This is a genomic window from Longimycelium tulufanense (assembly GCF_014645795.1).
Classification (GTDB): Bacteria; Actinomycetota; Actinomycetes; order Mycobacteriales; family Pseudonocardiaceae; genus Longimycelium; species Longimycelium tulufanense.
The window spans coordinates 1-13,301 of the sequence record NZ_BMMK01000008.1 but is presented as its reverse complement, the minus strand read 5'-3'; the positions used below and the strand labels follow the sequence as shown (position 1 = coordinate 13,301).

Genomic DNA, 13,301 nt, shown 5'->3' with positions numbered 1-13,301 from the left:
GGCGCGGCCCAGCGGACATCGCTCGCCGGTGGACAACCGGGGCGTGGGNNNTCCCGACCCGGAGCGGGTCGGGACGCCCCGGTTCTTCGTCAACGAGTCGTGTTTGGCCGCAGCGAGCTCGACCTCAGTTGCGTGGTACAGAGGCGGTCGGTTGGTCCTCGGTCCGCCGCTCCGTCCCCGCCTCCATGTCGACCTCCGCCGGCCCCGGCCCCGCATCCTCGCCAGTCCCGGTGTCCACCGGGTTCTCGGTTTCACCCGCGACCCGGTCGGGGAAGGTCGGCGGCCGGACCACCAGGGCAGCCACCGCGACGAGCACCGGGATCGGTGCCGTCACCAGCAAGGCCGGAACGTAGCTGGCCTCGAGATCGTGGATCGAGGCGAACAGCAACGGGCCGAACGCGGTGGAGCCGACGCTGACCGCGGCGACGGTGCCGCGGATCTCCCCGACATGTGCCACCCCGAAGTGACGAGGGAAGGTCGCGGCCTCCACGGACCGGATGCTGCCGAGGGCCGCGCCGAGCAGCAGGCCGAACACCACCGCCGACCAGCCTGGGCGGACGATCACGCCGCACAGCAGCGCGGCGGCCAGGCCCAACATCGACGCGACGATCAGCCAGCGGCTGGCCACCCGGTCGGCCAGCGCGCCGACGCCGAACGTGGCCGCCAGGGACGCCACGGTCTGCGGCAGGAAGTTGCCGGCGGCCTGGGCGGTGTCCAGCCCCTGTTCGCCGAGCAGGCTGATCTGGTGGAAGTTCACCGCGGTGACCAGCAGGCCGGAGACCGCCACGGCGATGCAGGCGACCCAGAAGAACCCGGTCCGCATGGCCTGCGCGCGTCCGACGCCCCAGTGTTCCCGCCGTGGGCCGTCGGCATCGGGTGCCTGCCCGTCGACGTGCTGCCCCAGGGCCTCGGGCCGGTCCCGCATCGCGAACACCGCGATCGGCAGGACCACGGCCCAGACCGCCAGGCCCTCCGCGAGCCAGGCGACCCGCCAGGTGGTCGCCTCGATCAGCCCCTCCACGATCACCGGGGTGAGCGAGATGCCCATCATGCCGATCCCGCTGACGATGCCGACCGCGGTGCCACGGCGGCGGGAGAACCACAACGCGACCGCGGTGGTGGCGGCGAGCTGGAGCGCGCCCTGGGAGGCCATGCGTAGGCCCACGAACCCGGCGGTGAGCCCGACCAGCGAGCTCACGCCGGCGAGGCTGCACAGCACGGTGCCGTAAACGATCGCGATGACCGTCATCGTCCAGCGGACGCCGAACCGGTCGATCGCACGGCCGACGAAGGGCATTGCCACAGCACCGCCGACGGTGCCGAGGAGATAGGCGGTGGAGATGGTCGAGCGGTTGAGGCCGAGGTCGGCGATCAGCGGGTCGATGAACACCGACACCCCGGCGGTCTGGCCGGGGCCGGTCATCGCCAGCGCGATGCAGGACCAGACGACGATGTGCCAGCCGTAGAACCCCCCGGCCGCCCACGGGCGGGGCCGGGTCGGTACGCCGGTCATGGAAGGCGACTCCTCGTAAAACGCAGGTTATTGGGTCGGTCTTGCACGGTCCACTTCGGACCGCGGTTTCGGCTGGTGTGGACGAACGTCCAGAGCGGCCGCTAGTAGATGCCCGCGACCAAGAAGGGCACTCGGCGCAGCTGGAGGAACAGCTGCGGAACCACGGTGTTGCGGCTCGGTCGATTGCGGAGCCAAGTCGAACTCTACCGGTGGCGTCGAGGAACTTCCCCGGGGGGCGCCGGACAGTGCCCCACCTCACAGGGGCGGTGCCACAGATCACCCGTACCAGCAAAGGATTCTTTCCTGATCACGATCCGCATCGATCGGGCCTTGCCCGCAGATCGGGAGATCCAGGAAAGATCCTTCGCAACGTGCCGCTGTCCAGGTTTCCTTCGACAGCAAGCAAACGAACCTCGCGGCGACGGACAGAGGGCGTTTGTTCAAACCACCGACGAACCCGAAGTGTCGGCAACGCGTCCTCGTCCCGAACGCACCACGCCCTTCCCCGAGGAGCGCCACGCTCTCGGGGAAGGGCGGGAAAGCAGGCCGCGGTCCCGTTTTCGACCGTAAGTCACTTATGCGGTGATTTTCCGGTTTCGGAGTGCGCCCCATGCTCCGATGAGCACGAGCCCCAGCACGGGCAGGAACGCGAGTTGGTAAGCGGTGTCGCCGGCGAGCTGGAGCACCCAACCGACGGCGAGCTGCGCCAGCACCGCGCAACTGAACCCACCGAGGTTGACCACGCCCGCCGCCGTGCCGGAACGGTGCTCCGGGTTCGCCGACCGAGCGGTGTCGAAGGCGAGCATCCCCGCGCTACCGGCGGCCCCGAGCACCACCAGCACGACGATCACCACCGCGGTGGGCATCTGCCCCGGCCACAACACCATGGTCAGCCAGCCAATCGCCGAAGCGGCGATCAACGTCTCGGTGGCCGCCCGGCTGCGCCGCGGACGACCAGCCGCAAGCCGGCCGAGAAGCAGCGTGCCGACGGTGAAGCCCAACACGCACAGCATGAGCAGTGCGCCGGCCTCCCCCGGCGAACGCCCCTGTCCCGTGGTGAGCCACGGTGCACCCCACAGTGCGGTCAGCGCGACGAACTGTCCCATGAGCACGAAGTGCGTCCAGAACCCGTGCCGGGTCCCGCGCTCGGCGGCAGCGGCACGCAACGCCACCCGCACCGGCTCGACGGGAGCGGTCGCACGGCCGGAGGTGGTGCCGTGGTCCCGAACCAACACGACCGCAGTGACAGCGACGAGGATCGTGACCGCACCGGCGGCCAGGAAGGTGCTCTCCCAGCCCAGCTGGTGCAGCGAGGCGGTCAGCGGGAGGGTGGCCACCAGCTGCCCCACGCTTCCGGCCAGTCCGGTCAGCCCGACCACGAGGCCGTAGCGGCGGGCCGAGAACCAGTGCGCGGCCAGGCGCAGCACGTTGGTGAACATGAAGGCGTCACCCGCACCGATCAACACCCGGGCGGCGATGCCCGCCGGCAGTGCGGTGCTGGCGGCGAACACCCCAGCGCCGAGGGCCATGGCGACCGCCCCTCCGGTGAGCACCCGACGCGGTCCCCACCGGTCGGCGAGGATTCCGGCCGGGACCTGCAACACCAGGTAGACGCCCAGCTGGAGCGCGGTGAACAGGGCGAGCACCCCGGGCCCGGTGGCGAAGCGGGCCAGCGCCTCGGGCGCGGCCACCCCCAGACTGGTGCGGTGGAACAACGCTGCCACGTAGCAGGCCGCACCCGCGCCCCACACCAGCCAGGCCCGCCCGGTGTCCCGATGCCCTGCGGGCGCCGTCCACGCGGAGGCGTCCGGCACGCCGGACGACCCGGACAGTGCCGTTGTCGCCGCCGCCGTTGCCGGTGGACCGGTGGACGTGGGTCCCGACACGGACGTTGCCTCGCGAGCGATGGACATGCGCACCTCCGGGCGGCATCATAGATACAAGATGTATCCATGATCATCGCCGGGGTCGACGAATGTGAGTGCCTTCACAACCGGGCTCGCCAGCCGGCGGCCGTTCCTCCGTGCCCCGGGGGCCTCCCCGCCCCGGGGTGACGACCTGCCGAGCGGGCGCCGAACCGGACACGGGGCGCCGGGTGGCCACATAGACTCGGGCCGACCTGACGCATCGATCGTTGTCGAGGAGAACGTGACCGCACCCGAGTCCGCCTCGACATCACAGCGGCCGATCTGTCTCGCCGGGCTCGCGGTGGCGGCCACCGCGATCGTGGCGGCGGCGTTCGCCCTGCCGGTACCCGATACCGCGACGGTGCAGGAATGGGTGCAGGCTGCTGGCGCGCTCGCCCCACTCGTCTATCTCGGCTGCTACGTCATTGCCGCGACCGTGCTGGTGCCCCGGCCGTTGCTGAGTGCGGCCGGGGGCGTGCTGTTCGGGCCCGCGGCCGGTATCGCGCTGGCGGTCGCGGGCGCGACCATGGCGGCGATTGCCGGATTCGGGCTGGCCCGCGCGCTGGGCCGAGACCTGGTCGCGCCGCGCCTGCGGACCGGAGCACTGTCCACGGTGGACCATTTGCTCGCAAGGCACGGCTGGATCGCCGTGCTGCAGCTACGACTCGTCCCGCTGGTCCCGTTCAGCGCCGTCAACTACGCCTGCGGCGTCACCGCGCTGCCGGCACGGCAGTTCGCGGCCGGAACGGCGATCGGCAGTGTTCCCGGCACCGCCCTCGTCGTCGTGGCCGGTGCCTCGCTCCAGGACCCGACCAGCCCCGGCTTCCTCGGCCCGCTGGGCCTCGCCCTGCTGACGAGCATCGCCACGGCGGTGGTCGCGCGCCGACGTGGTCGGGTGGCGCGGGCGAGCACGCGGACGGGTGCCGCGAACGCCTCGGCAGTGGGTCCGCTGACGGTGCCACCGGCGTGCCGGGGAAGATGTCGGCTATGACCGAGTCTCGGACGGGTGGTGCGCCTTCGGCCACGGAGCGGGCTTACGCATACGTCAAGGCGAGGTTGCTGGACGGCAGTTACCCCGATGGCGAGCTGCTGTCGGAGGGTGAGGTGGCCGCGGACCTGGAGATGTCCCGGACACCGGTGCGCGAGGCGTTCCTGCGGCTGCAGTCCGAGGGCTTCCTCCGGCTGTACCCCAAGCGGGGCGCGCTGGTGGTGCCGATCAGCCCGGGCGAGGCACAGGCCGTGCTGGAGGCCAGGCTGGTGATGGAGGGGTTCGCCATCGACAAGCTGGCGGCGCGGGGTAGCGAGGCACTGCGCGACGTCGGCGCCACCCTGTCTGCGCAGCCGGCGGCGATCCCCACGGAGATGGACCTGCTGTCCGAGGCCGACCGGCACACCGCGGACCGGGACTTCCACGCCCGTCTGGTGGCGGCCGCGGAGAACCCGCTGATCAGCGACCAGTACGACGCCCTGCGGGACCGCCAGGTCCGCATCACGGCGACCGCGCGCCGGCAGGACCCGGCCTACATCCCGACCATCGTGCGCGAACACGCCGAGATCGCCGAGGCACTGCGCGCGGGTGAGCCCGTGCGCGCCAAACAGCTGCTCCGCGCCCACCTCCGGTCGAGCCTGCGTCGGCTCGGGCTGACCCCCGGCCCGCTGCTGGCCGAGGAGATCGACTCCGTCGGCTGACGTCGCGGTGCGGCTCGCCGAAAGGAGTTGCGCACGCTGGTACTTCTGACAGCAGGCCGGGAAGACTCCCGCCCCCGCGACACGGATGTCGGCCATCACCAAGAAACAGCAGACCAACACCCGCCCTTCGGCGGCGGAGGTCTTCGAGCGGCTGGCCGTGCCGACCTGGTCAGCCGCGTGTTCGAAAAGTTGGGTCAGAACTGCGCGGAGGCGGTCTGCCAGGTCCGGCTGAAGATCTCCGTGATGGGCAGGGCACGGAGCCTGTCGGAGAGCACTTCCACACCCCAGGGCCCGCCGTAGCCCAAGTCTTGCAGAACCGCAATGTAGCCCTCGAGGTCGAACTCACCCTCACCGGGCAACTGCCGATGCCGGACGGCTTCCTCCATCAGGTCCGACATGTTGTGCGACATACCGTCGCTGAGCTCGACGTAGGTCACATACTGGCGTGGAATGCGTCGCAGGTCCTCCGGCGCGATCCCGAGCTTGGCGAGGTGCCATGTATCCAGTGTCAGACCACCATTCACCCCTTCGGCGCCCCGGACGACCTCTATCGCACGATCCAGCGTGTTGGCGTTCAGATCGGTGGAAATGAGTTCATAGGTGATCGGCGCGTCGTGACGTTTCGCCGCGTCTGCACACAACTCGGCGAACCGCTCTGCGAGCTTCGATATCTCGCAGTGGACGCCGAAGATGTTGCCGACCTTGATGTGGTGGGCGCCGAGTTCCGCCGCGGCTTCGAACAGCAGCGCGCGTCTGCTGTCGGAGGCGGCCCGGTCTTCGGTTCCCTTGTCCAGGTACCAACCGTCGAGGAACTCGAGCTCGAGGGTCTCCAAGCCGTGGTCCTGGAAGATCTGCCTGATCTCGGCAAGACTCCGCTGCTCCAACTGATGTTCCAGGTCGGCGTGCCACAGGCCGAGCCCGCGCAGGCCGACCCGCGCCGCCTGGGCGCATCGGTCGCGCCAGTCGAACAGACTCCACTCCCGGCCCCGGAACACCTCGACCGGACCGGCCGTGGTCCAGTACGACCCCAGCAAATCAACTTCCTGATGTGACGAGGTGGACCGTGGCGTCATCGGAATTCCGATCGGTAGTCCTCACAGCGTTCAAGTCCGTAATGTGTGCCCGAACGCCACCACACATTTGCTCCGTGGTGCGTGGTGCCCGGTTCCAAAGGGTAGGCGCGGGTCTGGGAGCGGGCAAAGGATAAGGAGCCCACCGGCGATGATGTCGGCCCTGGGGTGCGGTGGTCTGAGACCGCGGCAGGGCCGGTGGAAGGCACTGCGGGAGTTCTCGACGCGGATGCCCGAACACCTCAACATTGCCGGAGGGCGGCGGAAACCGACGTCGGCACCCCCACAACGCCGCGCCAACCGCCCAGATCAACGGTCCTGACGTCACCCCTGCGGAGACCTGCACCAGACCGCCGCGAAAGCCTCCGTCCGCGGTTCCCGTTCCGCCACGACACCGCCGACGTACAAACACCCGCTGACCGGCTCCGCCCAGCTCAGTCCCGCGACCGCGGTGTTGCCTCGGCGAGCGCGTGCCGGGCGGCGGTCTCCACCTCGTCGGCAACGCGGTCCAGCGGCGTGAGGTCCCGCTGGGCGCGGGCCAGCAGGATCGCGCCCTCCAGGGCGGCGATGGCCAGGGCGGCCAGCGAGCGCGCCCGATCCTCGGCCACCCCCTGCCGGGTGAACATGGTGCGGAGAACGTCCTCCCACCGCGCGAACACCGCGCCGGCGGCCCGCTGTCCCTCCGGGAAGGTGTGGGCGGACACGGTCGCCGCCACCACCGGGCATCCCCCGGCGTAGTCGCTCTCGGCGAGGATGACCCGCCACACCTGGGCGAGCTCGCGCAGCGTGCGCACCGGATCCTGGTCCCGCTCGACCGCGGCGGCCAGGCGGTCGGCGATGGCCTGGCCGGCGAAGCGGGTGGCCTCCGCCACGAGCTGTGCCTTCCCGCCCGGGAAGTGGTGGTAGATCGAGCCCCGGGGTGCGTGGCTGTGCTTGACCACCTCGGCGAACGTGGTCGCCTCGATGCCGCGCTCCCGGAAGAGCCGGGTGGCACTGCGGATCATCTTCTGTCGCGCGTCGGTGGGCATGGGTTCCTCGATCGGATGCGGACTCTCGTTATGACATGCATCATAACGCATCCCGCCACCTGCGGAGTTATGTTGGACGTCATAACAGGTGCCCGGCCGGGTGGCACCGCGGACCGGCAAGGAGCCCCATCGATGGCCAACACCGACGAGATCGACCTGTCCACCCTGTCCGGGCTGGAGTTCCTGCGCATGGCCGTGCGCATGCCCGAGCCACCGCCGACCATCGGCGACGTGCTCGGCATGACCGTCGACAGCCTGGAGGAGGGGCAGGCCGTCATGTCGCTGCGGCCGCAGCCCCAGTTCGCCAACCCGCTGGGCACGCTGCACGGAGGGGTCTGCTCGACCCTGCTCGACTCGGTGATGGGCTGTGCCGTGCACAGCGCGCTGCCCGCCGGGGCGAGCTACACCACACTGGAGCTGAAGGTCAACTTCACCCGGGCCGTGCCGCTGACCGCCGAGCGGATCACCGCGGTGGGCACCACGATCCACGTGGGCGGGCGCATCGCGACCGCCGAGGGCCGGGTGACCGACGACGAGGGTCGGCTGGTCGCCCACGCGACGACGACCTGCATGATCTTCCGCTGAGGCGGGGCCCCGCCGCGCACCAGCTCGGCCCGCGGAACCGGGCCCGCCGGTACGGGCCCGCCAACGACAACCGAAGAGGTGTGTTTCCCATGCCCTACGACGAATACGAGCACTTGCGTATCAATGTCGAGAACGGCGTGGCGTTCGTGACGTTCGACAAGCCACCCATCAACCTCCTGGACTTCGGGCTGTTGGACCAGCTCGCACGCTTTGCCGACGAGGTGGAGTCCGACGACGCGGTGCGGGTGATCGTGTTCGACAGCGCCGACCCCGACTTCTTCCTCGCCCACTGGGACGTGAACCTGTTCGCGCCCAGGGCCGTGCAGAAGCCGGTGAGGCGGGGCACCCTCAAGCTCTTCCATCTCCTCGTCGAGCACTACCGCACGCTCCCCCAGGTCACCATCGCCCAGATCGCGGGAGCCGCCCGCGGCGCCGGCTCGGAGTTCGCACTCGCGCTGGACATGCGCTTCGGCGCGCTGGGTCGTGCGGTGCTGGGCCAGCCGGAGATCACCAGCGGCATCATCCCGGGCGGTGGTGGCACCCAGAACCTGCCCAGGCTCGTCGGCCGGGCGCGGGCCATGGAAATCATCCTCGGCGGCCGGGACATCGACGCCGAACTGGCCGAACGCTACGGCTATCTCAACCGGGCCCTACCCGCCGACGAACTCGGACCGTTCGTGCGGGACCTGGCCCTGCGCATCGCCTCCTACCCGGGAGAGGCGCTGCGCGCGGCGAAGCGCGCCATTGATGCCGGCGAGTTGGGGCGCTACCACGGGTACGTGGAGGAAGAGGCGCAGTCCGCCTACGTCCTGACCCTCCCGGAGGCGACCCGCCGCCGCGAGGCGTTCCTGGCCGCCGGTGGCCAGACCCGGGAGGGTGAGCTGGACTTCGAGCGGACAAAGGAAAAGATGCGACAGCTGCTGTAGGCGCCGAGCCACGTGGCGACCGGTCGGTTGCGGCCGACGGCGCCGGAAGCAGGCCGGTTCCCACCCGGTTTCCGCTCAGTGCCCGCACAGGTGGGCCGCGAGGCGGTCGAGGAACTCGTGTTCCGCCCGCACCAGCCGGTCCACCTCGACGACGTCGGGCAACGGGCGGTCCGGGTGGGTCTCGCGGAGCGCGCGCACCGCGGCCTCGGCCGCACGCGGCCCCTCCACGGTGTCCTCGCAGTACTCCCGTGCGACGAGCTTGGCCAGCAGCCAGTGCGGTAGCCGGACGCGGTGCTCGTGTCCGGCGACGGTGACGACGTACTCGTCGGCCGATGCCGACGGGGTGGCGCTCGCGGCGCCCTGCCCGGACCCGCCCATGGTCCTCACCTCTGCGAGATCGCGCCCACGACCTGACCGGTGTCCTGCTGCGGCAGCTGCCGGGCGACGTCCGCCTGGGCGATGATGCCGACCAACTGCCGGTTCTCCAGCACCGGCACCCGCCGGATCTGGTTCTGCGCCAGAGTCTGCTCCACCTCGTCGACGCTCGCATCCGCGTCGACCCAGATGAGGTCGCCGGCGCCCTGCGCCAGCTGACCGGCCGTCAACCGGGTCGGGTCCGTGCCCTCGGCGAGGCAACGCACCACGATGTCGCGGTCGGTGACGATGCCCTTGAGCCGGTTGTCCTCGCCGCAGATCGGCAACGCCCCCACGTCGAGGTCACGCATCTTGCGGGCCGTGTCGACGAGCGTCTCCTGCTCGCCGACGCACTCGCAGCCCCGGGTCATGATGTCGCGCGCGGTAGCCATTGTGCCGCCCACTCCTTCCTTTCCTGCCTGCTTCACGCTTGTCCTGTCGTTGCACGGGCATGGCCCCGCGCCACCGGTGCCACGGGAGGGTTCCCGCGGCACGACGGCCGGTTCGCTCAGCGGTACTCGTCGGGTAGGTCCTCGGCAGGGCGTTCCTCGAAGAACGTCTCGTCGAACCGGTCGTCTCCGGCACCGCCCGAGCCACGCCCGCGTGCCGTCTCCTCCGGCTCCTCCTCGCCCAGCCGCGCGTCCATCGGCTCGCCGAAGGTCTCCTCGAACGGGGTGGTGCCGTAACGGTCGGAGCCCGCCCAGTCCTCCGGCGGTTCCCGGCCCTCCTCCAGCGGGTTCCCGGCCAGCCGGTCGGCGTCGGTGTCCTCGGCCGGTCGCTGGTCGGCCCGCTCCTCCGGCGCCTCGGCACCGTGCGCGGCCAGGTCCCGGCTGGTCGGCCCGTGCTCGGTGGACTCCGGCGGTCCGGAACGGCGTTTGGTCATGGTCACCTTCCTGCGTCGCGAACCAGCTCCAGCTCGCGTACCCGCGGCAGCACCTGGTCCCGGCAGATTTCGAAGAACGCCTCCTGGTCCGGGCCGATCTGCTGGACGTACACCTCGTCGAAGCCGGCCTGGGCGAAGGTGCGCACCCGATCCACGATGCGGTCGACGTCCGGACCGCAGGTCACGGCGGTGCGGATCGCGTCCTCGGTCACCAGTTCCACGGCCTGCTCGAAGTGCCGCGGCTCCGGCAGCGTCTGGGACAGCTCGCCGGGAACGGCGAGGTTGCCCCAGATGCGCAGCGCCGTGCGCGCGCCCTCCTCCTCGGAGGCCGCGTAACAGATCTTGAAACCGGCCTGGGCCGGCCGGTCTTCACCGCCGGACTCGCGGAACGTGCGCACCAGACCCTCGGCGGGCATGGTGCAGACGAAGCCGTCGCCGATCCGCCCGGCCAGCCGGGCCGCTTTGGGACCGAACCCGGAGACGTAGATCGGGACCGGCCCGTCGGGCAGTGTGTAGATGCGGGCGTTCTCCACGTCGTAGAACTCGCCGTGGTAGGTCACGCGGTCGCCGCGATGCAACGCCCGGATCAGCTCGACCGCCTCCTCCAGCATGGCCAGCCTGGTCTCGGCCGGCGGCCACCGGTCGCCCAGGACGTGCTCGTTGAGCGCCTCGCCGCTGCCCACTCCCAGCACGAACCGGCCGTCGCACTGCACGGCGGCGGTCGCGGCGGCCTGCGCGATGATCGCGGGGTGGATACGGATCGTGGGGCAGGTGACCGCGGTGGTGATCGGTAGCCGGGTCGCCTCCGACAACGCCCCGATCACGCCCCACACGAAGGGGCTCTGCCCCTGCGCCTCGGTCCAGGGGTGGTAGTGGTCGGAGATCCACAACCGTTCGAAGCCGGCATCGGCGGCCATCCGCGCCTGGCGAACCAGTTCGTGCGGCCCGAACTCCTCGCACGCCAGGAAGTAGCCCATGCTGACCATGGCGTTGGGCTACCCGGCACCGGGTGGCGGAAAACGCCGGCGCGGCGGCGCTGGCGGTTGAGGGCTCGGCCGGATGGGTATGTCGGGATTGTGTGCACCGTTGGCACGCCGAACGGCGTAGGGCGCGCGGCTCGGTCCGAGTTCGGGGAACGCCCGGATGACCGGCGGTGACCTGATCATTCCCTGCTGACCGCGGATCGCCGAGTCGACGAGCGGGCCGACCACGAGGTCATCAAACAGTGAGTGCGGGAGCGGGATACCGCGCTGGCGGCCGTGGGGACAACGAGCACGGCGACCAGGCGGTGTCCCGCGGTTCGATTTTCCCCACTACGGCGGGGAAGCAACTGGTGTCCTGGGTGGCGTGGTCCCGCACCTTCGAAGGAGCGCGACCTGGAATTTCTGTTCCAGGCGCACCTGCTCGGCGGGCGGCGGAGCAACTTCGGCAGCTGCGCAGCGGGACAACTGATGGGAGTCCACGATGGACCTGACATGGCTGCGGGACGTGCTAGGTAGGGAGGGGCCGTCCGCAACCGTCTTCTTTGATGCCTCCCACGACACCGAAGACGCCGCGCGGGCGATCGGGCTGCGCTGGCGCGAGCTGCGGGAGCGGCTGGCCGAGCAGGACCTCGACGCCGACACCCTGCGCGTGCTGGACGAGGCCGTCGACAGCGGACTGCCCGCGGTGGGCCGCGCCGGGCGGCTGCTGGTCGCCACGCACGGCGAGGTGACCCTGGACGTCGAGGTGGCCGAGCCGCCGGCCCAGCCGGTCGCCCGGGTCGCCGCGCTGCCGCACCTGATGCCGATGGTGGCGCAGCTGCCGCCCGAGGTGCCGCACGTGGTCGCCGTGGTGGACCGGTTGGGCGCGGACTTGCGCGGCTACCGCCGGCCAGGCGAGGTGGTGTTGGAGCGGACGGTGCGCGGCGAGGAGCACCCCGCGCACAAGGTCCGCGACGGCGGTGAGTCGCATCGCAGGATCCAACAGCGGGTCGAGGATCTGGCCGAGCACAACGCCGCCGCGATCGCGGCCGAGGCCGACCGCGCGGCCCGGGCCGTGGATGCGGAGCTGCTCGTGCTCGCCGGCGAGGTGCAGGCACGCAAGGCGGTGGCGGCGCGGCTGAGTCCGCCCTGCCGGGCGATCGCGGTCGAGGCGACGGCGGGCGGTCGCGCCGCGGGCACCGATCCGGCGGCGTTGGCCGGCGAGGTGGAACGGTTCGTGACCGAGCGGGCCGCGGCGGGGACGCGCCGGGTGCTGGACCGCTTCGTCGCCGAGTTGGACCGCGCCCGGAAGAGTGGTTCTGCTGTGGCTGTCGCCACATTGCACGACGTCACTCTCGCTCTCCGGCAAGACCAGGTGGACACGCTTCTGCTGGTGGAGGACGCTACGGACGACCGCGCGCTGTGGGTCGGCCCGAGGCCGGCCGAGCTGGCGACCGAGGAGAGGGAGCTTCGGGAGCTGGGCGTGTCGCGGCCGGCCCGGGATCGGGCGGACGCGGCGCTGCTGCGCGCGGCGGCGGCCACCGGCGCGCAGGTGCGGGTGGTGGCCGGCGGCCGGCCGGAGCTGGCCGACGGTGCCGGGGCGCTGCTCCGGTACGCGTCGCCGGAACCGGCGGGGACGAGCACTGGAGGTGGTCGTCGTGCACCGCGGCAGTGACAAGCACGGCCCGCGGCAGGACGAGCAGCTCAAGCACGACGTCGAGGGCCTGGTGCGGGCCAACCGCCCCACCCGGGCCGAGGAGGGCCGGGACCCCGAACCCCCGGCCGATGACGAACCGCGGTTCACCATCGAGCGGACCGAGCTCACCGACGAGCCGCCGGAACACCACTAGGACCATGGCGAGATCCGCCCCCGTCCGCTCCGACGTCGCAACACCGACGCCGGCCGCTCGAGCCGGTGTTCACCAGGCCACGAGGCAGTGGCGTTCGGATAGTGGGACGGGGCGCGTCAGGGTCCGCCCTCGTCGCCGTCCCGTGACCAGGCAGGCCGCCGCCGAGCAACGGCAGAAGGCACAGGAGGTGGTGATCGTGCGCACGGGCGGGGACCGGCACGAGCCACGGCAGGACGAGCGGCAGGACGGAGAGGAGGTCGCGGTGCAGGGCGTCCAGCCGTCCTGGATCTTCCAGGACTGGCGGGTGCCCCGGCCACGGGCGGTCGACGACCTGCTCACGTTCCGGCAGCGCGCCGGCGACGAGGTCCAGCTTCCCGAGACCGACTGACCAACAGCCCCCGCCCTCACCGGCAGGGCTCCGGCGAAGTCGTTTCATGTCACGAGGAGCAGGCACGGCCTCGTGGTTGATCATGG

Annotated in this window: 15 protein-coding genes; 7 read left to right on the top strand and 8 right to left on the bottom strand. The window is 71.1% G+C overall.

The annotated features are described in order from the left end of the window. Nucleotides 1-124: 124 nt before the first annotated feature. Both IEY55_RS10375 and IEY55_RS10370 read right to left on the bottom strand, forming a co-directional pair. Complete coding sequence (locus IEY55_RS10375) at nucleotides 125-1,513, bottom strand: MFS transporter (RefSeq protein WP_189056478.1); 1,389 nt, start codon at nucleotides 1,511-1,513, stop codon at nucleotides 125-127. Between the two features lie 575 nt (nucleotides 1,514-2,088). Then, a complete protein-coding gene (locus IEY55_RS10370; RefSeq protein WP_268239295.1) occupies nucleotides 2,089-3,426 on the bottom strand; it encodes an MFS transporter in 1,338 nt (445 codons plus the stop codon). Nucleotides 3,427-3,661: 235 nt separating this feature from the next. On the opposite strand from IEY55_RS10370, the gene IEY55_RS10365 reads away from it, so the two are divergent. Continuing rightward, nucleotides 3,662-4,411 carry a TVP38/TMEM64 family protein gene (locus tag IEY55_RS10365; protein WP_189056476.1) on the top strand — a complete coding sequence of 250 codons (750 nt, stop codon included), beginning with the start codon at nucleotides 3,662-3,664 and terminating at the stop codon, nucleotides 4,409-4,411. Next, nucleotides 4,408-5,109, top strand: a complete 702-nt coding sequence (locus IEY55_RS10360; RefSeq protein WP_229686239.1) for a GntR family transcriptional regulator — start codon at nucleotides 4,408-4,410, stop codon at nucleotides 5,107-5,109. Before IEY55_RS10365 ends, IEY55_RS10360 begins: the two co-directional genes overlap by 4 nt. A 194-nt stretch (nucleotides 5,110-5,303) precedes the next feature. On the opposite strand, the gene IEY55_RS10355 is transcribed toward IEY55_RS10360, so the two are convergent. Beyond that, nucleotides 5,304-6,104, bottom strand: a complete 801-nt coding sequence (locus IEY55_RS10355; protein ID WP_189056474.1) for a sugar phosphate isomerase/epimerase family protein — start codon at nucleotides 6,102-6,104, stop codon at nucleotides 5,304-5,306. A gap of 509 nt (nucleotides 6,105-6,613) precedes the next feature. Then, entirely contained in the window at nucleotides 6,614-7,207 is a 594-nt protein-coding gene (locus IEY55_RS10350; RefSeq protein ID WP_189056472.1) for a TetR/AcrR family transcriptional regulator, read from the bottom strand. Nucleotides 7,208-7,339: 132 nt separating this feature from the next. Between IEY55_RS10350 and IEY55_RS10345 the strand changes: the two genes are divergently transcribed. Then, nucleotides 7,340-7,792 (top strand): PaaI family thioesterase, encoded by a 453-nt coding sequence (locus IEY55_RS10345; protein WP_189056470.1) that lies wholly within the window; start codon nucleotides 7,340-7,342, stop codon nucleotides 7,790-7,792. An 89-nt stretch (nucleotides 7,793-7,881) separates the two neighbouring features. Beyond that, entirely contained in the window at nucleotides 7,882-8,718 is an 837-nt protein-coding gene (locus tag IEY55_RS10340) for an enoyl-CoA hydratase/isomerase family protein (protein ID WP_189056469.1), read from the top strand. Between the two features lie 75 nt (nucleotides 8,719-8,793). Here IEY55_RS10340 and IEY55_RS10335 read toward each other — a convergent pair whose 3' ends face one another. From IEY55_RS10335 to IEY55_RS10320, 4 genes are all read right to left on the bottom strand, one after another. Further along, a complete protein-coding gene (locus tag IEY55_RS10335) occupies nucleotides 8,794-9,096 on the bottom strand; it encodes a hypothetical protein (protein ID WP_189056467.1) in 303 nt (100 codons plus the stop codon). A 5-nt stretch (nucleotides 9,097-9,101) separates the two neighbouring features. Continuing rightward, nucleotides 9,102-9,524 (bottom strand): CBS domain-containing protein, encoded by a 423-nt coding sequence (locus IEY55_RS10330; protein ID WP_189056465.1) that lies wholly within the window; start codon nucleotides 9,522-9,524, stop codon nucleotides 9,102-9,104. Between the two features lie 116 nt (nucleotides 9,525-9,640). After that, nucleotides 9,641-10,015: a hypothetical protein gene (locus tag IEY55_RS10325; protein WP_189056463.1), complete on the bottom strand. Its 375-nt coding sequence runs from the start codon at nucleotides 10,013-10,015 to the stop codon at nucleotides 9,641-9,643. Nucleotides 10,016-10,017: 2 nt separating this feature from the next. Next, nucleotides 10,018-11,001: a TIGR03557 family F420-dependent LLM class oxidoreductase gene (locus IEY55_RS10320; protein WP_189056460.1), complete on the bottom strand. Its 984-nt coding sequence runs from the start codon at nucleotides 10,999-11,001 to the stop codon at nucleotides 10,018-10,020. Nucleotides 11,002-11,479: 478 nt separating this feature from the next. Between IEY55_RS10320 and IEY55_RS10315 the strand changes: the two genes are divergently transcribed. From IEY55_RS10315 to IEY55_RS10305, 3 genes are all read left to right on the top strand, one after another. Further along, nucleotides 11,480-12,652: an Rv2629 family ribosome hibernation factor gene (locus tag IEY55_RS10315; RefSeq protein ID WP_189056458.1), complete on the top strand. Its 1,173-nt coding sequence runs from the start codon at nucleotides 11,480-11,482 to the stop codon at nucleotides 12,650-12,652. Beyond that, nucleotides 12,636-12,827 (top strand): hypothetical protein, encoded by a 192-nt coding sequence (locus IEY55_RS10310; protein ID WP_189056456.1) that lies wholly within the window; start codon nucleotides 12,636-12,638, stop codon nucleotides 12,825-12,827. Before IEY55_RS10315 ends, IEY55_RS10310 begins: the two co-directional genes overlap by 17 nt. A gap of 142 nt (nucleotides 12,828-12,969) precedes the next feature. Then, on the top strand, nucleotides 12,970-13,215 hold the full coding sequence (locus IEY55_RS10305) for a hypothetical protein (protein ID WP_189056454.1): 246 nt from the start codon (nucleotides 12,970-12,972) through the stop codon (nucleotides 13,213-13,215). Nucleotides 13,216-13,301 lie beyond the last annotated feature (86 nt).

Coding starts and splice junctions, on each gene's coding strand:
- IEY55_RS10320 (WP_189056460.1), bottom strand. CDS start 11,001: ATGGTCAGCATGGGCTACTTCCTGGCGTGCGAGGAGTTCGGGCCGCAC.
- IEY55_RS10330 (WP_189056465.1), bottom strand. CDS start 9,524: ATGGCTACCGCGCGCGACATCATGACCCGGGGCTGCGAGTGCGTCGGC.
- IEY55_RS10335 (WP_189056467.1), bottom strand. CDS start 9,096: ATGGGCGGGTCCGGGCAGGGCGCCGCGAGCGCCACCCCGTCGGCATCG.
- IEY55_RS10315 (WP_189056458.1), top strand. CDS start 11,480: ATGGACCTGACATGGCTGCGGGACGTGCTAGGTAGGGAGGGGCCGTCC.
- IEY55_RS10350 (WP_189056472.1), bottom strand. CDS start 7,207: ATGCCCACCGACGCGCGACAGAAGATGATCCGCAGTGCCACCCGGCTC.
- IEY55_RS10360 (WP_229686239.1), top strand. CDS start 4,408: ATGACCGAGTCTCGGACGGGTGGTGCGCCTTCGGCCACGGAGCGGGCT.
- IEY55_RS10370 (WP_268239295.1), bottom strand. CDS start 3,426: ATGTCCATCGCTCGCGAGGCAACGTCCGTGTCGGGACCCACGTCCACC.
- IEY55_RS10325 (WP_189056463.1), bottom strand. CDS start 10,015: ATGACCAAACGCCGTTCCGGACCGCCGGAGTCCACCGAGCACGGGCCG.
- IEY55_RS10345 (WP_189056470.1), top strand. CDS start 7,340: ATGGCCAACACCGACGAGATCGACCTGTCCACCCTGTCCGGGCTGGAG.
- IEY55_RS10375 (WP_189056478.1), bottom strand. CDS start 1,513: ATGACCGGCGTACCGACCCGGCCCCGCCCGTGGGCGGCCGGGGGGTTC.
- IEY55_RS10340 (WP_189056469.1), top strand. CDS start 7,882: ATGCCCTACGACGAATACGAGCACTTGCGTATCAATGTCGAGAACGGC.